The sequence below is a fragment of the Sorangium sp. So ce119 genome (assembly GCF_051524405.1).
GTDB lineage: Bacteria > Myxococcota_A > Polyangia > Polyangiales > Polyangiaceae > Sorangium > Sorangium cellulosum_G.
Genome location: NZ_CP150310.1, coordinates 6676311 through 6697969, shown reverse-complemented (window position 1 = coordinate 6697969; position 21659 = coordinate 6676311). Strand labels below are relative to the sequence as shown.

The window sequence follows — 21659 nt, the reverse complement described above, 5'->3', positions numbered from 1 at the left end:
CACCCCGGATGGCCTTTGTCGAGTGTGCGCTGAATCGAGCCTCACTCAGGAGATGGTCTGATGTGGTGCCGGGTGAGACTCTTTATGAGAAGTGCGGGGACATCCGGATTCAGGGGTGTCCTGGAGAGCGGGCGGCATGCAGGCGCACGGGCGCTCCGTGCCACCGCGCGCTCCGGAACGCGGGGTGGCTCGAGGCGCCGCGGGCCCTGGAGGACATGGGGTATCGGGGCGTCGTGTGCTTTGACGCACAGGGCGCCTCGGGGCGCAGGGCGCTTTGCGGCGCGGGCGGCGCCGTGGCGCAGGGCGTTTTGCGGCGCGGGCGGCACCGGGGCACAGGGTGCTTTGCGGCGCGGGCGGCACCGGAGCGCAGGGGCTCCGGAGATCAGGATTGCTTCTTGGGGCCGACGAGGCTGCGGAGGACGGCGCGGGCGACCTCGGCGCCCGTCGCGTCTCGCATGCTCACGGGGATCTGGTACTCCCGGCGCTCGCTGCTGTCCGGGACAGGGCACTCGCAGACGGCGCGGATCGTGCCGCGGGACTTCTTCAGGTACTCGATCGAGAGGCCCGCGACGATGAACCGGGCGTCGTCGGGCAGCGCGTAAGCCAGCGCGGTGTTGCCGGTGAGCTCGGCGAGGTTGACCAGGGCGACGGCGTGCACCGAGCGGAGGTGGTTGCGCAGGCCGGGCCGGTCGCGCATCGTCACCTCCGCGCGGCCGCGCTCGAGGACCTCGATCTGGGCGCCGATCGTCCCCGTGTAGGGCGCCATCCTGCCGAGGAGCGTGCTGAACAGACGCTTGCCCCCGGGCATGTGGCGCAGCCTGTCCCAGAGGTCGCGGAGGACGTTGCGGCGCGAGGTCGCCGTGAGCGAAGCGAGGGAGAAATCGGAGAGGTTCATGCGCAGGATCCGCGGTGCGGCGGCGGCAGCGTGCCTCAAGTCGCCCGCGCGCGCACCTGGAATGCGGCGGCCGTCCGCCTCGCCCGCTCGGCCCACGGCCAGGGCGACGATCTCGTCCGCTCCGCCGGTCAGCTCCTGCGTTCCAGGGACCCTCCGTGGGCCCCGAAAAGGGGTCTGAAAGAGCAATTCGCACCGCGAATTGCTCATCCGTCGCGCATTGAATCGTTGGATGGGTCGTCCGGGGCGCCAGCGCCGCGTCTTCGCGACGTTTCCGCGGTGTTTGCGGCCCACGGGGGCCGGCGAGCGGCCGCCCGGGGCCAGCGCGCGCCGCGAGGCGCCTGCCACGGGAGATAAACCCCCGTCTGGCCCCGGAATTTGGCATATGTATGACACGACCTCGCCGCCCGGGCCAAGGTGGTCCACCCGAGAAAGAGCGGGCTTTCGAGCTGCTCTTTCGTGAGAAGACGTTCGCGCTTGTATGGCGCTGGTTGACGCGCCTCGGAGTCCCGCTGCGCGACCGCGGAGATCTCGCGCAGGACGTCCTGCTCTCCGCGTACCTGAGCTTCGACAACTACAAGCCTGAGATCTCCCGGCCCGAGCGGTGGCTGAACCGCATCGCGGTCCACACGGCCGCACACTACCGCGAACGGGCCCAGCACCGCTACGAAGAGCTCGTGTCCGAGGACGAGTTCCCGGTCCTCGTCGACCAGTCCAAGACCCCGGACGAGCTGATGATCTCGGACCAGGAGCGGCTCATGGTGCTCGAGCTCCTGCACCACCTCGACGTCGACGCGCACTCGATCCTGGTCGCGCACGACCTCGACGGCGTCCCGATGGCCGACATCGCGCAGCAGCGCGGCATCCCGCTCTCCACGGCGTACAAGTGGCGCGCGCGCGCGCTCGCGCTGTTCCACGACATCGTCGCGAAGCGCCGGCGCGAGGACCGCAAGAAGGAGGGCCCGCGCTTCGTGGTGCCCGTGGATCTGGCGGCGCTCTTCGCGTCGGCGCGGGTCGCGCCGCGCGTGCCCGACGACGTGCGGCTCTCGATCCTCCGCGGCGTGCAGGAGGCGGCGCGGGCGCTCGAGGACGGCGCCGCCGGCAAGGCGGCCAGCGGCGCCGGCAAGGCGCTGAGCGACGTCACGGCGTGGCTCAAGGGGCTCTGGAAGCTCGTGTCGACCGCGGGCGTGGGGCCGGTCATCGCCGCGCCCGTCGCCGCGACGGCGGTCGCGGGGGCGCTCTGGCTCGCGCTCCGCGCCCCGGCCGAGCCGCCCGCGCCGGCGGCGATGCACGTCGGGCCCGCCATCACGGCGGCGGTGCCCCCGCCCGCCGCGGAGCCGGAGCCGCCGGTCGTCGAGCCGGAGCCGCCGGTCGCCGAGCCGGAGCCGCCCCCGGTCGACGCGGCGCCGGTCGAGCCGCCGCCGACGAGCACCGCGGCGGCCCGCCGCCCGCGCCCCCCGGAGCCGGCCGCGCCCACGTCGGAGCCCGTGGCGCCGGCGAGGGCGGTCACGACGCCCGGCGGCGACCGGGACATCGAGCTGTTCGAGGTGTGCAGCGAGGCGGTGCAGCGGCGCGAGCCGCTCCGGGCGATCGCGGCGCTCGAGCGGTACGAGCGCGAGATGCCGAAGAGCGCCTTCGGGTCGGAGCGGACGGTGCTCTGGATCCGGGCGCTGCGGCTCGCGGGCCGCCTCGGCGAGGCGCGCGCCCTGTTCGAGCAGGCCAGGCTCGATCCGGCGATCAACCAGCGGCTCCTCGACGAGCTCGAGGACAGCCTGATGGTGCCGTGAGCGGCGCGGGGCTCGCGGGACGCGCGGGGCTCGTGGGGCGCGCGGGGCTCAGTCGCCCGCATAGGTGCCGAAGCTCGCGCTGCGGCTCGAGGAGACCTGCGGCGCGGCCTGGCCCACCTGGACGACGGCGGACAGGAACGCGGCCGGCTTGAGCCCCTCGTCGGGGCCCGCCTCGTTGGTGATGTACTCCAGCCCGAGGCCCGCCAGGAAGCCGAACGACGTGGTGTTGCCGCCGGATCCGAGGATCGGGACCGTCGGCGCGACGCCCACGTAGCCGAGCAGGCCGACGCGCCCCTCGCCGAGCGTCTGCACGAAGCCGCCGAGCTGCGCCGCGACAGGGAAGGCCCGGCGCTCCACCGGGTCGTAGCGGTCGATCGCGAGCGCCACGCCGACGGCGCTGAGCACGCTGCGCGTGACGAGGGGCTTCTCCACCCACGGCGCGCGCGTGATCTGCAGCGTCGCGAGCATCGCCGGGACGGTCAGGTAGGCGCGGAAGCAGCTCCCGGCGCCCTCGAGCGTCTCGAAGTTGTCCTCGCCGCAGAGCGGGACCGAGTGGATCGCCACCGAGCCCACGAGGCGCCGGGCGCGCTCCGGATCGCCGGGCTCGTTCGAGCGCAGCGAGCTCGCGACGCGGCCCGCGTCGGACAGGAGCACCACCTTGCCCTGGGGGCTCAGCGGGTCGCTGTAGACGGCCAGCCGGAGCCGCGCGTCGCCGTCGAAGTCCTCCGCGAGCGGCGGGAGCGGGAACTCCGCGCTGCTGGGCGTGACGATCCACGTGCCGTCCTGCAGGAGCTCGATCGGCGCGCCGCCCCGCATCTGGTCGGTGCGCGTCAGCGAGACGTGGAGCGCGAGCGGCGCGACGAGGCGGTGCTTCGTCTGGCCCGTCAGCCGGATGCGGCAGTTGCCCAGCCGGAGCGGCGCCGGCGAGATGACGACCGCGCCGTGCGCGAGCGGCTGCGGCCCGGGGCGCGACGGATCCACGTCGGGCGCCCGGCGCGGGGGGAGGCCGGCCGGCGCCGGCGGGGCGCCCTGCGGCGGCGGGGCGCCCTGCGGCGGCGGGCCGCCCTGCGGCGGCGGGGCTGCCGACGGCGGCGCTGCGGGCCGCTGGCCGGCGCTCGCGGGCGCCGCGGCGGGGCCCGGGCCCCCGGGGCCGCCCCGGGGGTGCCCGGCGGCGCGCGGCGGCGCAGGACCCCCTGGCGGGGCCGCGGGCGACCCCGGGGAGCCGGGCGGCGGGGCGCCTGCCGGCGGCGGGAAGCCGCCGGGCGCCGCGCGGGGCGCGATCGGCGTGGGGCCGCAGTCGACCTTCAGGTCGTCGGCGAGCGGATCGGGGAAGAGGAGCCGCGCGGGGTTCGACTCGACGAGGTTCTCGAGCGGCGGGATCGTGACCCGGTAGGTCGCGTTGACCACGGTGCCCGCCGCGGGCGCGTGGAGGTTGAAGGCGGTGACGCGCAGCCAGCCGCCGCCCGGGAAGACGCGCAGCACCTTGCCGTCGGGGCGCCCGCAGCTTCCCGAGGCGACCTCGAGGACCGGCACGGTGAACGTGCGCTGGAACGGCTGCACCCGGGCATTGCCGCAGCTGTCGACGATGGCGAGGTAGTGGAAGTCGGCCATCTCGGACTGCTTCGGCCACTGCATGCCCAGCGTGAGCTCGCCCGCGTCGGGCGGCGGCGGCTCGGGCCGGCCGTCGCGGCAGACGTCCACGCGCTCGGGCGACGGCGCGGCCGCGGGAGACAGCGCGCCCGGCGCGGCCGCGGGAGACAGCGCGCCCGGCGTACCCACGGGCGACCGCGCGACGTCCGCCACGGGGCGGTACGCGCAGACGTGCCGGTAGGACCGGCGGCCGAGGAGCACGGGATCGAAGTCGAGCAGGCGCTGGCCGTCCTCGGTGATCCGCCCCCAGACCGTGAGCGGGAGGGGCAGCGTCGGGGTCTGGAGCTTGATCGAGCGGAGGATCTGGTCGCCGATCGCGCTCTGCCCGGGATCGCCGGTCTGCGCCGCGCAGCCGCCGCCGCTGCACAGCCAGCGGCCGCCGCGGCGCGCGGCTTCGATCGGGACCGGATCGGTGTCGCGCACGCTCATCCAGACGCGGCGCGCGTCCGGGAAGATCTCCGGCCCGCCGCCCGCCGCCGCCGCCGCGCCGGCCGTGCCCGCCGGGGCGCGCACGACCTGCAGGCTGCCGCCGAAGTCGGCGGGGACGGCCATCGGCGCCGCGCCGGCCGCGCTCCGCGAGGCGGCCTGCGCCGCCGCGGACGCGTCCTCCTCCGCCCCCCCGGCGTCCGTCTCGGGCTCGTCCTGCGCCGGCGCGGCCGCGGGCGTCACGAGCGCGGCCGCGAGCGCGGCGGCCGCCAGGAGCATCGCGGATCGGGGCGCGCTCACGGCGAGCCTCCCTCGCCGGGGTTCGGTCCCGGCTCGGGTTCCGGCTCGGGTTCCGGTTCCGGTTCCGGTTCCTCTTCTTCCACTTCCGCCCCCGGTTCCGGCGCGACCACGGTGATGGGCTCCGAGGTGCACTCCGGGCTCGCGAGCAGGCGGGGCGTCACCCGGAGCTCCGTCGTCCCCGGCGCGACGGCGACGCCCTGGATGATCGTCGCCTCGCTGTCCTCGCCGCGCAGGGTCACGGACGCCTCGCCGAGCGCGATCACCTGATCGTCGCCGACGGCGAGGTCGACGGGGACGGCGATGCGCACGCGCTCGGCGTTGTAGGCGCTCACCTCGAACAGATCGCCCGGCGTCCCCGCGGTCACGACGCTCCGGAGGGCGCGCACGCGGAGCAGGCGCGGCTCGGGGTCGACGGTGAACGACGGGCTCGGCTCGATGACCTTCTGCCCCGAGCTCACCGCGAGCCTCACCTCGCCGCCGAGATCGCTGAAGCACACGGTGAACGGCGGGCTCTCCCCGGTCGGGCCGAGCAGCGCGCGCAGGCGGGTGGCCCGCTTGCGGCAGTCGGGGTCGAGCGAGAGGGCGGCCTCGCTGTGCAGCGACTCGATGATCACGGGGGCGTGCTCCACCACGCCCGGCGCGTTCTGGGGGGGCGACGCGCGGACGCGCGCCTCGCGCGCCCGGATCGCGCCTGGTCGCCAGGTGGCGCCGAGGTCGCCCGGGAGCGGGCCGATCGTGCACGTGAGGGGCAGGTACGTCGCGAGCACCCGGTCGCTCTCGCCGAGGCCGCCCGCGATGAGCGCGAAGTTCGTGGCGTCCTCGGGCAGGCCGGCGGGGAGCACGGTGATCGGCAGCTCCTCGGTGCGGTCGGCCCAGGCCACGACGAGCCGCGCCTCGCCGGACCAGTCGCCCTCGGAGGCGGCGGTGAGCCGGGCGTAGCCCTGCGTGCCGGCCGTGCAGCGGAACGCGCCGTCCTTCACCCCGCACGAGGCCCCGTCGCCCTGGGCGTCGTCCGCCGGGTGCAGCGCGAGCGCCTCGCTCGGGACGACGCGGACCTCGACGTAGGCGCCGTAGGCCGGCTCGTTCGCCTCGGTGAGCTTGAGCGAGACCCCGGTGCGCCACGGGCTCTGGCGGGGGAGCACCGGCTTGCCGGCCGCGTCGAGCGTGTCGGCCGCGAACAGCGGCCCCGCGACGTCGGCGCGGAGGTCGACCTGGCCGCTGCCGGCGAGCGGGTAGCCGCGCTCGATGCAGGCGGCGGCGAGGAGGAGCGCGCCGCCGGCCGCCGCCGCGAGGAGCGGGGCGCCCGGCCGGCGCCGGCGAGGCGGGCTGTGCTGGGCGAGGGGGGCGCGCGGGGCGCGCGGGGCGCGGGGCGCGGGGGCGGCGCGGGGCCAGCGCGCGGCGGGGGGCATGGCCCGTCGAGGCGCGCTCACTTCTGGTAGATCTCGGTGTACTCGGTGCCGAGCGGGTGGCGGTGCCACGCGTAGGCGGTCTGCGGGAATCCGCTCTCGTCCGTGTAGTCGCACGGGCCGAGCTCCCACTCGGTGTGCCAGGCGCTCGCGCCGGTCGTCGGGTCGACGGACATGGAGTGGGCGGTCACGTCGATCTCCGGCTCGACGCCGTCGTGCACGAGGCGCGCGGCCTCGACGACGTAGCGCTCGAGGACCGCGACGGGGATGCGCGCCACGCGCCTGCCGGGCATCGGGATGAGGAACACGTCGCTCTCGTCAACGGTGCTGGTCATGGACTCTTTCCTGGCGAGCAGCGGGGGGCGGCCGCTGGGCCGCGGAGCGCCGCGCCGGTCCCGCGGCCGCGCGCCGCGCCGGGGCGCGGGCTCTGGCTGGTGCTCGGCGCTGTCCCTCCACGCTGTCTCGAGCATACCTGCATCCCGCGGCGCGCGGGAGCGCATCGCGCGGTGCGCGGCGCCCGGGAGCGCTGGGCGGCGCAGGTCGAGCGGCCCGCGTCGAGCTGGTCGGCGAGCTCCCGAGGTCCCGTCGAAGAGCCCCCGCCAGGCAGCCCGAAGCCGTCCCCGCGCCCTCGTTCGGGGCGGGCGGGACGCCCTGAACCCATCCGGGTGAGGTGGCGCGTCCACGCCGAGACGCTGGCGCCCCTCTCTCGGTGGCCGCGCCTCCAAGAAAAAGATGGGTGGCACCCATCTCCTGGTGGACGTGCCTCCACGAAAAGATGGGTCGTACCCATCTCCCGGTGGACATGCCTCCACGAAAAGATGGGTGGCACCCATCTCCTGGTGGACGTGCCTCCACGAAAAGATGGGTCGTACCCATCTCCGCGGTGGAGAGGCTGTACGAGCGGAGCCCCGGGTTCACCTCGGACCGGGAGGCGCGGTGACACGTGAGGGGCCAGCTCGGCGGACCATCAGTCAGCCTGAGCGTCGACGGCCCCGGCGTCAGGGCACGAGCTCCGCGATCTTGATCTCGGGGATGCTACGGGGCGGGACAGACGCTCGACGGCTTCCGGCGGCCAAGGGTTCAGGAGCCGTTCGTGGCGAGGAGCTCCCTGGCGTCGCTGACGACCGCGGCTCGGCGGAGCCAGCGGTCCAGCTCGGCGAGGTCGGCGTTCGCGAGGACGCGCTCCCGGACCTCCGCGGGGATCTCCAGCCCGCGGGCCTCGAGCACGACGAGCACGGCCTGCGCCTTGGCCTTGATCTCCCCCTTCGCCACGTAGCTGCGCGCGAACTCGCTCTGAAATTCGTATCCGGCCTTCATCATCGCCTCCAATGTCCGCCTCGCCGCTGCGTTCAGAGAGGATAGCACCACGTCCGCGTACAGGGCGCGGCGCTCCTGATCGAGCCCGGCCGCCGCCGCCAGGAACGCCACGCCGATCGCCTCCCCGGCCTCCTCCTGCCCGTGCGCCATCGCCGAGAGCGCAACCACCTCGGGCGCCGCCTTCGCCTGCTCGGCGTCGGTGACGATCGGGACGCCCTCGGGCCCGAGCACCAGCGGGGTCAGGACCCAGCTGTAGATCCCGGGCAGCTTCCCGGACTGGTCACGCCGTGTGAGGGGACCGCGTTCACTCCACAGCCTGCGGGGTGAGCGCCGCGCTGTAACGGAGAGTCTTCGCTTGCGCCACCGATCTGTCACGAGCGCGGATCACGCTGTTTCCCAGGAACATGCGGATCGATCCACCAGCCACGCTGGGACGACACACCGTGACCCTGTACCTCGGGCCCGCGGAGGACGAGGGCCCCGAGGCCAACGAGTCGTTTGGCGAAGCCATCTGGTTCGACCGGCGGGATCCACGATCCATTCGCCGCGCCCAGGAGATCATCCAGGACCGGCTGCGACTCTCGGTCGCACCGACGCTGTGCGACGAGCCTTCGCCTGGCCTCGGGGCAGCGCTGGGCCGGATCCTCGCGGCCCTTGGCAACGTGCTCGGGCGCTGGCATCGGCGCAACGCTGGTGAAGAACACCTTGAGCTCGAGCCTCGAAGGACGGGATCAAGCCGCAAGGCATCTCCAGCCTGTTAGGGCGTGTCGGCAAACGCGTGCGACCACAGGCGGACAGCCGCCAGGTTGACCATGGACAGGTCCTGTTCGCCTCGTTTCTCGTATCGGGTCGCGACGCGGGCCGACTTCCTGAGACCGATACGCCGATCCCGGGCCGAGATAGATCGGGCCCGGCGCTCGCCGTTGACCATGCGAGCCTGACGACCCCAAAGGCGAGCTGTCACGGGTGCGCCGTGACCAGCCACCCCTCTCGCGCGAGACGCTCGACGGTCCGGACGATCCCCCCCGACGACCGCCCCCGTTGTGCGAATTCCGAACTCAATGTTATTCCGGAGGCCGCCCGCGATCGGTCTCCCGGCGATGGAGTCCCTTTCCATCGAAGCGAATGAAGATGCCCTCGCCGCGCAGCTCCACGGCCGGCAACCAGGGGAGGGCTTGCCCGTAGAGCCTGCCCATCCGGCTCGTGGGGGCGCGGAGCGAGGTTGAGGGCGGCGCTACCACGACGGCGTCGTCGCCTGGCGGCGCGGGCGCATCGTCGGACGGCCCGGACTCGGGCGCCTCGATCTCGGCGAGGTCGGGCGGCGCGGGCGCGCGGGGCGAGAGCGCGCGGTCGAGCCATTCGCGGAGCCGGCGGAGCATCCGCGCGGTGCATCCGAGCCGGCGACGCCCGCCACCGCGCGCGGCCGAGCGAAAACCAAATACAGGAACGGGCCTGCGGGCATTCAGTGACGATGGAGACGTGGCCAACGCGGGCACTCAGCGTAGATTTCGCGCCCATGGGGCACGAGTGGGCCGACGGCGACGCGCCAGCGGCGTTCCGCTGACGAATGCGACGCCGATTACAACGATGCGCTTCCAGAGCGTCACGAAAACACACGCCCCCCTTACCCCCGCTATGGTTTCGGCTGGTTTCGGGCTCAATTATGCCAGCGGGCGAGCTGCGAGCGCTCCGGCACGTGCAGCTTCGTGCCCCGGCTCGACCGGGCCAACCTTCCCGGGACGAGGATCAGCGCGCGGCGAAGCCACGGCGTTCGCCAGCTCGCGAGCTGCGGAACGTGGTCCAGCACATAGCGGCGCATCAGGTTGGCGGTCAGCAGCTTCAACAGCAGCGCGGCATGATTGGCGTTGAAGCAGTGGCTCGGCACGCGACCGCATCCCCACCCGTGCTTGAGATCGCCGATGAGCGGCTCGATGCCCGCGCGCAGGTCATATCGCGCCGCTACATCTTCCGGCGCTTCGACCGGCTCGTTGGTCAAGAAGACCTGCACCGTGTAGTCGAGGCCTTCCCAAAGGTAGATCTGCTTGCCGTTCTCCCGGTCGCGTGTGCGTACGGCGATGACGCGGACCCCATCCGGCCAATCGCCGCGCCGGAAAGGCACCTCGGCCACCTGCCGTCGAGGACGACCGTCGGCATCCCGGTCGATGGTACGCCATCCGGTGGCGTGTGCGACCATGCCCACCAGATCGGGGCTCATCCGCGCCTTGGTCAGGAAAAAGCATCCCCTCGCGGCGACGGCGTGCATCAGCGCGCTGCAATCGCCCGCGCCATCGATCCGCACGTAGATGACCGCGCTTGGCGCTGCGGCGCGCGCCCGGTCGATGCACTCCTCGACGAACGGTACATCGGCTTCGCCGAAGCTCGTATCGCCGGGTCGCAGTTTGGCTCCCACGATAGCGTCGGCCTCGGCGATGCGCGCCAGGATCGGGTGATAGCTCGGCCGGCCGTGGTAGCGCGGGTTCGGGCCCGGAAGCGCCCCCTCCTGCATCCCGAAGAGCGGCTCCACGGTCGTATCGACGTCAATGTGCACGAACCGGTGCTTTCGGCGAGCAATGAGGGCGAGCCCGTGGTCGACGACCATGCTGTGCAGCGCTTCGAGCGCCTGCTCATCGAAGCGGCACAGGTCCCGATAGACGGTGTCGATGCTCGGAACGACCCCGCCTGCGAGACGTACGAAGAGCGGATCGACGGCGAGCGCTTCGATGCCGAAGACGCGCTCCTCGCCGGCGAGCGCGCAGTCCATCAGCAGGCGCATCTGTGCGGCCATTGGGTAGATGACCGAACGGCCCGTCTTCAGCCGGAAAAACCTGCGGCTCAGGGCCGCGTCGACGCCGAGCTCCCGGAGGAAGACGCCGAAGGGAGCAAGTCCTGCGATGCCCGTCAGGTTCTTCTCCGAGGGCTCGACGTGAATCCTGGAAGGGTCTGGCCGCCGGATTCGCTCCTGGTGCCGCCTATCGCCTTTGCTCTTGAACCCGAGCTCGCGTCGGCGCACCTTGGAGGTGCTCGGCGTGCGTCTTCGTTTGGTCATAGCAACCCGGGCGGGTCGCCACGCCGAGCCTTTCTTTCAAGGCGTTCCGTTTACCTCGCCGGATTTCTCACGCCCCGGATCGGCATGGTAGGCGCGAAATCCACGCTCAGGAAGCGTCTCGGGTGACAGCCGGGCGTCTGCATCCATTGAGACCGGAGAAATACAGCCATGACAACACGCATCAACCGAAGAATCTTCCTCCGGGGGCTGGGCGGAGCCTGCGTCGCTGCGCCGTTCCTCGGCTCGATCGCCGGCCGCACCCTGATGGCGCAGCCGGCCGCGCCACCGAAGCGGCTGATCGTGATGTACACGCACCATGGCTGCATCACGACGCGGTTCTTCCCGAAGAAGTCGCACGGGCCGCTCACCGCCGCGGACCTCGAGCCGACGACGCTCAAGCACCTGGCGCCTTACGTCGACAAGCTCCTCATGCCCCGGGGCATCCGCGCGATGAACGAGTGGACGGCGACGCTGGCGCGGGGGCAGGGGAACGATCACCACACGCAGGTGAACGGGTCGTACTTCACTTGCCACCCGGTCACTCCCAACAGCAACGACCCGTTCAGCTTCGACCAGGCGACGAAGTTCAACGCCATGCCGACCGGTCCCTCGCTGGACCACGTCATCGCACGACAGCTCAGCCCGCACGGCACTCCGCTGTTCATGAACACGATTGGCGGGAATGACAACGCTCAGTCGGCGATCTCCTACTCCGCTGCCGAGACCATCTTCAAGAGCATCCCCGCGTCGCAGGTCTTCAACAGCCTCACCGGCCTCTTCGAGGCGGGGAGGCCGACGTCTCCGGACACCTACGCGGCGGTGCGCGGCAAGAGCATCCTCGACCTCGTGAGGGACGATCTGCAGACGCTGGAGCGGTTCGACATGAGCCGTGCCGACAAGCAGAAGCTCGCAGCCTGGAAGGAGCTCCTCCACGCGACAGGAAGCGTGGTGGTTCCTTCGCAGTGCAACACGTCCCTCGCCACGGCGCTCGGTGTGACGCAAGAAAACATCGACCTGCAGAGCACGCGCCCGAGCGTCGACGACTGGCTGACGCGGCGAATCTCGGACAGTCTGGATGGCGCCGACCTCTATTCGAACCTCGCCGTGCTCGCGGCGGCGTGCAACGCGAACCCCGTCATCTTCCTGAAGTACCCCGCGGCCTACACCTTCAAGGGGCTCGGCCTGACGCAAGAGAGCGAAGGTCTCTCGAGCCGCCTGGACCACGCGGGAGTGCAGGGCCCCTGCGTCCCGGGTGTGATCGACATGCTCCTCACGATCGACGACTACCATGCAAGGAAGTTCGCCCACCTCGTCGGGCAGCTGAACAGCATCGACGAGGGCGACGGGACGCTCCTCGACAACTGCGCGGCCGTCTGGTTCCAGGAGATGTCGGACGGCTGCGCCCTCAACCTCAACAACCTGCCGATCGTCCAGGTCGGCAGCGCCGGCGGCTATTTCAAGACCGGCTGGGCCGTGAACGTCGATGACGGCTCGCCCGATCTCACGACCGGCAACAGCGAGATCACGTGCGCCGAGGGCGCTCCGGACGAGGTCGACGGGTACTCCCAGGAAACGGGGACCGATCCGTCGCTCGCCAACGCGCCGATCAACAAGTACTACTGCAACTTGATGAACGCCCTCGGGGTCAAGGCGGGCGCGGATGGCTTCCCGGCGCGGGGCGGTTCGGGACCGGTGACCCACTTCGGCATGTATGACCGGACGGAAGACTTCATCGGTGGAGGGACCAATCCCCCCACCATCCACGATCCAGGCGAGTTCACCGCGCTCCGGGCGAGCTCCTGAGCGGTTCGCGCGGGGACGCCGCCATGCTCACCCGTCACCGGCGTGTACCGCCGGAGGTAAAGGCCGCTACGGGCGTCTGGAGCCCTGCGGGAGCCTGGCGCCGTCGAGCTTGGCGCCGTCGAGCCTGGCGCCAGTGAGCTTCGCGTACCGCAGGTCCGCGTCGCGGAGGTCGGCGCCGCGGAGGTCAGAGCCGTCGAACTCGGCGCCGGTGAACTCGGCGCCGGCCAGCTTCGCTTCGCGGAGGATCCGTTGCCTTTCAGCGCTCCATCGGTCGTCATTGGCGTCTGGAGACCCGGCGGCGCTGCGCCGCCGGATCAGAACACGAGCCGGGCCGACAGCCCCGCAGGGCCGAGCGACGCGATGGGCCGAAGCTCGATCTCCACCTCGCCCCGATCGCGGACGCGGTAGGCCTGTGGCCTGTTCATGAGGAGCAGGACCGTCCCCGTGATCATCGTCGCTCCGCCGGCGACGAAGGCGCCGATCGCCAGGTCGCCGCCGCCCCGGTTGCCCTCGTCTGCCGCTCCGCTCCACATCAGCCCGCCACCCGCGACACCCAGGGCTGCGCCTGCCCCGAGCATGGTCCAGGGGATCCACGTGGGCCACCGGGGCTGGCCGATGACGGTATCGACGCGCCGCGCGAGCTGGCCGGAAGCCTCTTTGCCGGCGATGACGAGGATGGGCTTGACGACCGTGGAGTAGCCGTCCCTTCTCACCATGACCACGTGCTCTCCGGGCGTGACCATCCGGCGCGCGGTGCCGGGGCCGACGAACCACGACTTGTCGTCGAGCAGCACGGTAGCGCCCGGCTCATCGCAGCGGATCTCGATGGCGGCGAGCTCGTGCTCCATGAGCGCACGCATCGCCGCGCGCGCCTCCTGCTCCTTGTCGGGCGCGAGCGCGCCGGGCCCCCATCGCAGGGCGAGTCGCAGGTTCTCGTAGGCCTGGAGCGGCAGCCCGATGCTCTTCAACACCCGCGCGAGATAGAGCCGGAGCTCAGGATGCTCCCAGGCCGCCAGCGCCTCTTCGTATTTGACCCGCGCCTCGGCGAACATCATGCGCCGGTGCAGCGCCCGCGCCTGCGTGAAGAGCTCGTGCGCCTGCTGCTTGCGATCGTCGGAGATGCCCTGGTGCCATGGCCGCGACGACAGCGATGAACGGGGCGGTGACGCCTCCACCGCCGCCGGCGGCAGCAGCGGCGGCGGAGACGAGAGAGAAGGTGGATGCGGCGACAGCGACCCTGGCGGCGGGCTCGCCGTCCCTGGGCCCGTCCCTGAACCCGTCGTCCCTGAACCCGTCGCCCCTGGGCCCGCCATCCCTTGGGCCCGCGCAGGCGCGGCGCAGAAGGCGCACAGGGCCACGAGAGCGATCGATGATGGGAGCTTCGCTGCTGGAATGCGGACGTGCATGGGTCGCGTGTGGGTCGTTTTGCTTTGCGGGGGTCGCCCGAGGTGATCCATCGAGCCTTCACCCCGGCTCACCGGGCCGGCGAGCATGCCGCGCTCCCGAGCGTACGCCCTCGCATGTCCTCCTGTGAAGCGAGCTCGTATCCGATCCGAGGTTGGGCGCGTCCATTGGGCGCCTGTGCTATCGTGATCGCTCTCGCAGCTCTCGCCGTGGTAACCACGGTTTCAGTGGTGGCGTTGTTTTACGCGCAGGGGGGAAGATGTCCACCGAGCTGATCGTTCCGGGGCCGAATCGTCGCTCGTCCGGCGCAGGCGAGCGCCATCCTGAGGGGAGCTTGCCAATGCGCGCCGGAGGGCTCGAGGACGCGTGCTACTCCAGCACCGTGTCCGTCGGCGCAGCGCCGGCTGCGCCCGCGCTGGCCGGCTCCGCGGCGGCGGCCGATGCCATGCGGGCGGGCGCTCGAGCGGTGAAGGCCGGCCGGGCGACGAGCACGGGCGCTCCGCCGTCCTCGTCGCCTCCGCATAGCAATCCGCTGCTCTCGGTCGGTGCCCGCATCGGGCATTACGAGCTCTTGCGCGAGCTCGGCCGGGGCGGCATGGGCAGGGTCTTCCTGGCGCGAGACATCAAGCTCGCGCGCCTCGTCGCGATCAAGCTCCTCACGAAGCTGAACGGCAACGGGGTGCAGCGCTTTCTGATCGAAGCGCAGATGACCGCTCGCTGCAAGCACGAGCATATCGTGACGATCTACGAGGTGAACGAGCACGACGGATACCCGTACATGGTGCTCGAGTACATCGAGGGGCAGAGCCTGGGTGCCTGGATGAGGCAGCGCAGGCCCGCGGACGCCGGGGAAGACATGTCGACGGCGCCGGTGCCGCCCAGCCTCGCCGTGGAGCTGATGGTCCCTGTCGTGAGCGCGCTCTCGCGCGCGCACGCGTCCGGCATCGTCCATCGCGATCTCAAGCCCGAGAACATCATGATCGAGGCGTCGGGGGCGATCAAGGTGGTCGATTTCGGGATCGCCAAGCTGCGCGAGGACGAGACGAGCCTCGCGCTCGCGGTCGAGCGCTCCGTCGCCGGCGATGCGCGCCTGACGCGCGACGGAGCGATCATCGGCACAGTGCCTTATATGTCTCCAGAGCAGTGGCGAGGAATGGATATCGACCAGTCCAGCGATATCTGGGCGGTGGGCATCATGCTCCACGAGCTCGTGCTCGGCGCGCACCCGCTCGCGCCGGTCAGCATGGCGAGCCTCCTCAGGGTCTCGAGCGCCGACGATCCGATGCCCGAGGTCGGCGCGCGCCACCCGGCGCTCGGCCCGCTCGGCGCGATCATCGATCGCTGCCTGCGCAAGCGAAAGGCCGAGCGGTTCGCCTCCGCGGAGGAGCTCCTGGCCGAGCTGTTGCCCCTCCTGCCCGGGCGCCGGGAGATCCACCTCGCCGCCGACGAGAGCCCGTTCGCCGGCCTGTCGTCGTTCCAGGAGGCCGACGCGGACCGCTTCTTCGGCCGCGCGCAGGTGCTCGCCGCCGTCGTCGCGCGCCTCCGGAACCAGCCGCTGCTCGCGCTCGCCGGGGCGTCCGGCGCGGGGAAATCGTCGCTCGTGAGGGCGGGGGTGATCCCGGCGCTCAAGCGCTCCGGGGAGGGCTGGGAGGCGCTCGTCCTGCGGCCCGGGCGCGAGCCCGTGGCCGCGCTGGCGCACCTCTTCAGCCACCCCGCGCTGACGCCGAGCGCAGCCACGCGCGCGCTCGCCGCGCAGGGCGGCGCGGCGACGGGCGCGGGCTGGAGCGAGCGGCTGCGCGCCGAGCCTGGCCTCCTCGGCGCCGCGCTGCGCGCGTGGTCGGACAGCACGCAGCGACGCCTGTTGCTGTTCATCGATCAGTTCGAGGAGCTCTTCACGCTCGGCACCCCGGCCGGCGAGCGCGAGTCGTTCCTCGCGTGCCTCGAGGGGGTCGCCGACGACGCCTCCTCGCCGCTCCGGGTCGTCCTGTCGGTGCGATCGGACTTCCTCGAGCGGATGGCCGAGCACGAGCATTTCATGACGGCGATGATCCGCGGCCTCGTGTTCCTCCGGCCGATGGGGCGCGAGGGGCTGCGTGAAGCCCTGATGAAGCCGGTGGAGGCGGCGCGGTACCAGATCGAGGATCCGGCGATGGTCGAGGGCCTCCTCGACGCGCTGGAGAGCACGCGCGGCGCGCTGCCGCTCCTCCAGTTCACCGCGGCGAGGCTGTGGGAGATGCGCGATCGGGGGCGCCGGCTGCTCACGCGCGCCAGCTACGAGGCGCTCGGCGGCGTGGCGGGCGCGCTGGCGAGCCACGCCGACACGGTGCTGGCCGCGATGAGCCAGCGCCGGGCGAAGCTCGCGCGGGCGGTCCTGGAGCGCCTGGTGACGCCGGAGCGGACGCGGGCCGTCGCCAGCCTGGGGGAGCTGTGCGAGCTGCCGGGGGACCGAGGCGAGATCGAGCGGGTGGTGGGGCTGCTCGCCGATGCGCGGCTCGTGGCGATCGAGACGGGGAGCGACCGCGCGGGCACCACGGTGGAGCTCGTGCACGAGTCGCTCATCGAGCGGTGGCCGACGCTCAAGCGCTGGCTCGATGAGAACCAGGAGGACGCGGTGTTCCTGGACCGCCTGCGCGCGGCGGCGAGGCTCTGGGAGTCGAGCGATCGCGCCGCGGACACGCTCTGGCGTGGCAAGGTCGCCGACGACGCGCGCCGGTTTCGCAAGCGCTACCACGGGGAGCTGCCCGAGCGGGAGCGGCTCTATCTGGAGGAGGTGCTCCGGTTCGCCGATCAGCAGCAACGCGGGAGGCGCCGCCTCGTGTCCGGGATCATCGCGTCGCTGTCGCTCCTGAGCGTCGCGGCGGGGGCGGGGATCGTCACGGTGACCCGTCAGAACCGGGTGATCACGGCGCAGTTCCGCGAGATCCAGAGCACCGAGCACACGCTGAAGGACACGCTCGCGAGCGCGGAGGCCGCCCGGAGCGCGGCCGAGAGGGCGCGGCAGGAGAGCGAGGCCGCGCGGCAGGAGAGCGATGCGCAGCGGAGGCGGGCCGAGCAGCTGCAGCAGGAAGCCGAGGAGGTCCGGGACCACGCGGAGGCCGAGGCCGAGAGGGCCCGCGTGGCGGCCGGCCAGGCACAGGCCGCGCGGGATGAGGCGCGGAGGTCCGAGGCGGAGGCGCGACAGGCCGAGCTCAAGGCCACCCAGGAGCAACAAAAAGCCAGGGCGGCGTCCGAGGAGGTGCTCCGGAGCCAGCGCGAGCAGGAGGTGCTCATCGAGCGGAGCGTGGGGAGGATCGAGGAGAGCTTGGACTAGGTCCGGCTTACTTCGCTGTCTGCCCCCCGTCGACCGCCAGGGAGTGCCCGTTCACGAACGACGCGTCGTCGGAGCAGAGCCAGACGATCACCCGCGCTACCTCGTCGACCCGGGCCGGGCGACCCACCGGGATGTCGGCGATGTACGGCTCTATCAACCCCGGGTAATTCTTCATCACGTTGTCGATGAGCGGCGTGCCCGCGACGACCGTTGGCGCGACCGCGTTCACGCGGATCCCCTGCTTCGCGTAGCTGAGGGCGGCCGACTTCGTGAGCCCCTCGATCGCGTGCTTCGTCGCCACGTAGATCGATCCCGACGGCGCGGCGACGTGGCCCATGATCGAGGACAGGTTGACCACGCTCCCGCCGCCGCCCTGCCGCAGCATCTGCCGGAGCTCGTGCTTCATGCACAGGAATGTGCCCTTGCAGTTCACGGCCATCATCCGGTCGAACACCGCGTCGTCCGCCTCCGTGATGGGCACCACGTCCTCGTTGATGCCCGCCGAGTTGACCGCGCAGTCGAGGCGGCCCCAGCGCTCCACCGCCGTCGCGACGAGCGCCTCCACCTCGCCGGGGATGGTGACGTCGACGCGGGCGAAGACGGCCTCGCCGCCGCGGGCCGCGATCTCGCCCACCACCTCGCGGCACTCGGGCTCGCGACGGGCGGCGACGACCACCCGCGCGCCCGCCGCCGCGAGCGCGAGCGCCGCGCCTCGCCCGATCCCCGAGCTGCCGCCCACCACCAGCGCGACCTTGCCGTTCAATGCCATGGACATGTTCTCTCCTCCCGCCGACACGACAGCATAGAACGGCGGCGGCTGAGCTCGGCGCGAGGGCGCCCTGTGGTAAGCTGCGCCGGCCGCGGCCTTCACGAGGTGGTCCCGACCGCGATCGTCCCATGCTGCACCAAGAGCGCCCGATCGTCCTCGGCGGCCGTTACCGTCTCCTGAGCGAGATCGGCCGCGGGGGGTCGGGCGTGGTCTACAGGGCCGACGACCTCGAGGGCGGCGGCCAGGTCGCCGTGAAGGTCCTGCTCCGGGTGCACCGGGGGGGGCCGGCGCAGGCGCGCTTCGAGCGCGAGATCCGGGCGATGAGGCTCCTCGACGCGCCCGGGTTCGTGCGCATGGTCGACGCCGGCGTCGCCCCCGAGCTCGACGACGCGCCCTTCCTGGTGATGGAGCTGCTCCGGGGCAACGACCTCGAGCACCTCGTCGCCACCGAGGGCAAGCGCTCGCCCGGCGAGGTGCTGCGCTGGCTCGGCGAGGTCGCCGAAGCGCTCGAGGTCGCCCACGCGCGGAGCCTTTTCCACCGCGATCTCAAGCCCGCGAACCTCTTCCTCGCGACCGGCGACGACGGGCGGGAGCGCGTGAAGATCCTCGACCTCGGGCTGGTCAAGGAGCTCGACCCCGGCGCGCTCGGCGCCTCGGGCGGCATCACCGCCACCGGCACGGCCGTCGGCACGCCCATCTACATGGCGCCCGAGCAGGCGCGCGGGCGCGCGGGCCAGATCGGGCCCGCGGCGGACGTGTGGGCGATCGGCCTCATCGCCGTTCGCCTGCTGACCGGCGACATCTACTGGACCGCGAACAGCATGGCCGAGCTGATGGCGGCGCTCCTGGTCATGCGGCTCTACCCGCCGTCGACGCGCTGGCGGTGGCTCCCGCCCGCGTTCGACGCGTGGTTCCTGCGGTCGTGCGACCGCGATCCGGCCCTGCGCTTCCCCTCGGTGCGCGAGCAGAGCCTCGCCCTGCGCGCCGCGCTCGAGGGGTACTGCGCGCCCGCCGAGCTGGCCGGCGCCGAGGGGCCCGGGTCGACCGCGGGCGGCGCGCCGCTGGACATGCTCAGCACCGAGACCATGGAGGTCGCCGGCACGGTCGAGGCCCCCTCGCAGCGCTTCGCGCAGGCCGCCTCCGCGGCCGCCGGCGCCGCCGGCCGCGATCCCGGCGGCGGCCCGGCGGAGCCCGCCGCGCCCCCGCCGGGCCTGCACGCGCCGCCGCCGCCCGGCCTGCACGCGTCGCCGCCGCTCGGCGCGAACGCCTCGCCGGAGCCCGAGCGGCCGCGCCACAACCTCCCGGTCCAGCGCACGGGGTTCGTGGGCCGCGCCCGCGAGCGCGCCGAGATCGCCTCGCTCGTGCTCGATCCGAGCGCCGGCCTGCTCACGCTCACCGGCGTCGGCGGCACCGGCAAGACCCGGCTCGCGCTCCAGGTCGCCGAGGACCTCGTCCCCGTGTTCACCGGCGGCGTCTGCTTCGTCCCGCTCGCGTCGCTGCGCGACCCGGCGCTCGTGCCCTCCGCGATCGCGCAGGCGCTCTGCCTCGGCGAGGGCGGCGCGCGGCCGGACCTGGAGCGCGTGGCCCAGTTCCTCCGCGACCGCCGTTTCCTGCTGGTGCTCGACAACCTCGAGCACCTGACGGCCGCGGCGCCGGTGGTCGCGCACCTCGCCGCGAGCTGCCCGCGCCTCTCGCTGCTCGTGACCAGCCGCGCCGCCCTGAACCTCTCGGGCGAGCGGCGCTTCGTCGTGCCGCCGCTGGAGCTGCCGGAGCCGCGCGAGGTCACGGTCGACGCCGCGCTGGCGAGCTCGGCGGTGAGCCTGTTCTGCCGCCGGGCGTCGGTGATCAAGCCCGGCTTCCAGCTCGGCCCCGGCAACGTCGCCGAGGTCGTGGAGATCTGCGCGCGCCTCGACGGCCTGCCGCTCGCCATCGAGCTCGCCGCGTCGCGCCTGCGCGTCCTCACGCCCGCGGCGCTGCTCGCGCGCCTCCGCGACCGCGGGGCCGCCGGGCGCGGCGGCGGCGCGACCGCGGGCTCGTTCCGCCTGCTCACGGGCGGCGCGCGCGACCTGCCCGAGCGCCAGCAGACCATGCGCGCCGCCATCGACTGGAGCTACGGCCTGCTCGAGCCCGAGGAGCAGCTCGCGTTCCGCACGCTCGCGGTGTTCCCGGGCGGCTTCTCGCTGGCCACCGGGGACCGGATGTGCGCCTTCCGCGATCCGGCGCTCGACACGCTCGGGATCCTCGAGTCGCTGGTCGACAAGAGCCTGCTGCTCCCGGTCGCGGGCGACGAGCCCCGGTTCCAGATGCTCGCGATCCTCCGCGAGTACGGCGTCGAGCGGCTCGAGGAGGAGGGCGCCGCCGCCGCGTGCAACCGCCGCTTCGTGGAGCTCTCGCTGGAGCTCGCCGAGCGCGCGGCCGAGGCGCTCCGCGGGCCCGAGCAGGCCACGTGGCTCGCGGCGCTCGATCTGGAGCACGACAACCTGCGCCTCGCCCTCGAGCTCGCGCTCCGGGGCGAGGGCGAGGCAGGCGGCGACGCGGCCGCCGCGGTCCGCCTCGCCGCCGCGCTGGCGTGGTTCTGGTACATCCACGGCCACTACCAGGAGGGCCGCGCCTGGCTCGGCCGGGCGCTCGCGGGGGCGGCCGGCGTCGCGCCCGAGCACGTGGCCGCGGCGCTCCGGGGGGCCGGCAAGCTCGCGCTGCTCCAGTGCGACTACCGCGAGGCGCGCGCGCTGCTCGAGCGGGGCGCGGCGCTCTACCGCGGGCTCGGCGACGAGCGCGGGCTCGCCTCGGTGATCCAGATCCTCGGCAGCGTCGCGCGCGAGCAGGGCGACTACGAGCGCGCGCTGTCGCTGCACGGCGAGAGCCTCGCGCTGGCCACGCGCCGCGGCGACACGCTCGAGGCCGCGCACGCGCTCGGCTACACGGGCTTCGCCGCGTGGCTCTCGGGCGACGTCGCCCGCGCGGAGAGCGCCTGCCGGCTCGCGCTCGCGGAGCTCCGCCGCGCGGGCGATCGCGAGGGCACCGCGACGGCGCTGCTCAACCTCGGCTGCGCGGCGTTCTACCGGGGGGAGCTCGGCGAGGCCGCCCGCCTCTGCGAGGAGAGCGAGGGGCTGTCGCAGCAGGTGAAGTTCAAGGAGGGGATCGCCTGGACGAGCAACATCCAGGGCCTCATCGCGATCGAGCGCGGCGACCTCGCCGTGGCCGGGCGGCGCCTGCGGGCGAGCCTCCGGCTGCACCGGGAGCTCGGCGACCTCTGGCGCTCCGCGAGCGTCCTCGAGGCGCTCGCGCGCGCCGCGGTGGGGGCGGGGAGGGCGTCGCGCGGCGCCCGCCTGCTCGGCGGCGCGGCGGCGCTGCGCGAGGCCATCGGCACGCCGGTGCCGCCCATCGAGCGGCCGGCGCTCGCCGCCTGCGTCGAGGCAGCGCGCTCCGCCCTGGGCGACGCCGCGCACGAGGCGCGCCTCGCCGAGGGGCATACCGCCGGGCTCGACGCGACGATGGCGGCGGCGCTGTCCGACGGAGCGTGAGCCTGGGCGTTGCGGGTGCTGGTGC

General features: G+C 73.1%; 14 protein-coding genes and 1 pseudogene. 5 read left to right on the top strand and 10 right to left on the bottom strand.

Going from position 1 to position 21659, the window contains the following annotated elements; genetic code table 11:
• Positions 1-382: 382 nt before the first annotated feature.
• Complete coding sequence (locus WME76_RS25240; RefSeq protein ID WP_437954837.1) at positions 383-895, bottom strand: hotdog fold domain-containing protein; 513 nt, start codon at positions 893-895, stop codon at positions 383-385.
• Positions 896-1281: 386 nt separating this feature from the next.
• Here WME76_RS25240 and WME76_RS25235 point away from each other — a divergent pair, with 386 nt between their 5' ends.
• A complete protein-coding gene (locus WME76_RS25235) occupies positions 1282-2679 on the top strand; it encodes an RNA polymerase sigma factor (protein WP_437954836.1) in 1398 nt (465 codons plus the stop codon).
• A gap of 48 nt (positions 2680-2727) precedes the next feature.
• Here the strand turns inward: WME76_RS25235 and WME76_RS25230 are convergent, their stop codons facing one another.
• From WME76_RS25230 to WME76_RS25215, 4 genes and pseudogenes are all read right to left on the bottom strand, one after another.
• Positions 2728-5055 (bottom strand): hypothetical protein, encoded by a 2328-nt coding sequence (locus WME76_RS25230; RefSeq protein WP_437954835.1) that lies wholly within the window; start codon positions 5053-5055, stop codon positions 2728-2730.
• A complete protein-coding gene (locus WME76_RS25225) occupies positions 5052-6464 on the bottom strand; it encodes a hypothetical protein (protein ID WP_437954834.1) in 1413 nt (470 codons plus the stop codon). The genes WME76_RS25230 and WME76_RS25225 overlap by 4 nt, the downstream gene beginning before the upstream one ends.
• Before the next feature lie 17 nt (positions 6465-6481).
• Complete coding sequence (locus tag WME76_RS25220) at positions 6482-6796, bottom strand: hypothetical protein (protein WP_437954833.1); 315 nt, start codon at positions 6794-6796, stop codon at positions 6482-6484.
• 745 nt (positions 6797-7541) lie between these two features.
• A pseudogene (locus tag WME76_RS25215) lies at positions 7542-8027 on the bottom strand (hypothetical protein); the annotation flags it as partial.
• Positions 8028-8221: 194 nt separating this feature from the next.
• Here WME76_RS25215 and WME76_RS25210 point away from each other — a divergent pair.
• Entirely contained in the window at positions 8222-8539 is a 318-nt protein-coding gene (locus WME76_RS25210; RefSeq protein ID WP_437954832.1) for a hypothetical protein, read from the top strand.
• A gap of 303 nt (positions 8540-8842) precedes the next feature.
• Here WME76_RS25210 and WME76_RS25205 read toward each other — a convergent pair whose 3' ends face one another.
• Together WME76_RS25205 and WME76_RS25200 are read right to left on the bottom strand one after the other, a co-directional pair.
• A complete protein-coding gene (locus WME76_RS25205) occupies positions 8843-9157 on the bottom strand; it encodes a hypothetical protein (RefSeq protein WP_437954831.1) in 315 nt (104 codons plus the stop codon).
• Positions 9158-9435: 278 nt separating this feature from the next.
• Entirely contained in the window at positions 9436-10824 is a 1389-nt protein-coding gene (locus tag WME76_RS25200; protein WP_437954830.1) for an IS1380 family transposase, read from the bottom strand.
• Positions 10825-10992: 168 nt separating this feature from the next.
• On the opposite strand from WME76_RS25200, the gene WME76_RS25195 reads away from it, so the two are divergent.
• Positions 10993-12627 (top strand): DUF1552 domain-containing protein, encoded by a 1635-nt coding sequence (locus WME76_RS25195; protein ID WP_437954829.1) that lies wholly within the window; start codon positions 10993-10995, stop codon positions 12625-12627.
• A 66-nt stretch (positions 12628-12693) separates the two neighbouring features.
• Here the strand turns inward: WME76_RS25195 and WME76_RS25190 are convergent, their stop codons facing one another.
• Positions 12694-12873 (bottom strand): pentapeptide repeat-containing protein, encoded by a 180-nt coding sequence (locus tag WME76_RS25190; protein ID WP_437962159.1) that lies wholly within the window; start codon positions 12871-12873, stop codon positions 12694-12696.
• Between the two features lie 68 nt (positions 12874-12941).
• Positions 12942-13802 (bottom strand): hypothetical protein, encoded by an 861-nt coding sequence (locus WME76_RS25185; protein ID WP_437954828.1) that lies wholly within the window; start codon positions 13800-13802, stop codon positions 12942-12944.
• A gap of 569 nt (positions 13803-14371) precedes the next feature.
• Between WME76_RS25185 and WME76_RS25180 the strand changes: the two genes are divergently transcribed.
• Positions 14372-17341: an nSTAND1 domain-containing NTPase gene (locus WME76_RS25180; RefSeq protein WP_437954827.1), complete on the top strand. Its 2970-nt coding sequence runs from the start codon at positions 14372-14374 to the stop codon at positions 17339-17341.
• Positions 17342-17348: 7 nt separating this feature from the next.
• Here the strand turns inward: WME76_RS25180 and WME76_RS25175 are convergent, their stop codons facing one another.
• On the bottom strand, positions 17349-18116 hold the full coding sequence (locus WME76_RS25175; protein ID WP_437954826.1) for a glucose 1-dehydrogenase: 768 nt from the start codon (positions 18114-18116) through the stop codon (positions 17349-17351).
• 122 nt (positions 18117-18238) lie between these two features.
• Between WME76_RS25175 and WME76_RS25170 the strand changes: the two genes are divergently transcribed.
• Complete coding sequence (locus WME76_RS25170) at positions 18239-21634, top strand: protein kinase domain-containing protein (protein WP_437954825.1); 3396 nt, start codon at positions 18239-18241, stop codon at positions 21632-21634.
• The last annotated feature ends 25 nt before the right edge of the window (positions 21635-21659 follow it).

Excerpts from the sequence above, each read along its gene's own strand:
- WME76_RS25240 (WP_437954837.1), bottom strand. The coding sequence starts at position 895 with ATGAACCTCTCCGATTTCTCCCTCGCTTCGCTCACGGCGACCTCGCGC.
- WME76_RS25235 (WP_437954836.1), top strand. The coding sequence starts at position 1,282 with ATGACACGACCTCGCCGCCCGGGCCAAGGTGGTCCACCCGAGAAAGAG.
- WME76_RS25225 (WP_437954834.1), bottom strand. The coding sequence starts at position 6,464 with ATGCCCCCCGCCGCGCGCTGGCCCCGCGCCGCCCCCGCGCCCCGCGCC.
- WME76_RS25220 (WP_437954833.1), bottom strand. The coding sequence starts at position 6,796 with ATGACCAGCACCGTTGACGAGAGCGACGTGTTCCTCATCCCGATGCCC.
- WME76_RS25205 (WP_437954831.1), bottom strand. The coding sequence starts at position 9,157 with ATGCTCCGCCGGCTCCGCGAATGGCTCGACCGCGCGCTCTCGCCCCGC.
- WME76_RS25200 (WP_437954830.1), bottom strand. The coding sequence starts at position 10,824 with ATGACCAAACGAAGACGCACGCCGAGCACCTCCAAGGTGCGCCGACGC.
- WME76_RS25195 (WP_437954829.1), top strand. The coding sequence starts at position 10,993 with ATGACAACACGCATCAACCGAAGAATCTTCCTCCGGGGGCTGGGCGGA.
- WME76_RS25180 (WP_437954827.1), top strand. The coding sequence starts at position 14,372 with ATGCGCGCCGGAGGGCTCGAGGACGCGTGCTACTCCAGCACCGTGTCC.
- WME76_RS25175 (WP_437954826.1), bottom strand. The coding sequence starts at position 18,116 with ATGTCCATGGCATTGAACGGCAAGGTCGCGCTGGTGGTGGGCGGCAGC.
- WME76_RS25170 (WP_437954825.1), top strand. The coding sequence starts at position 18,239 with ATGCTGCACCAAGAGCGCCCGATCGTCCTCGGCGGCCGTTACCGTCTC.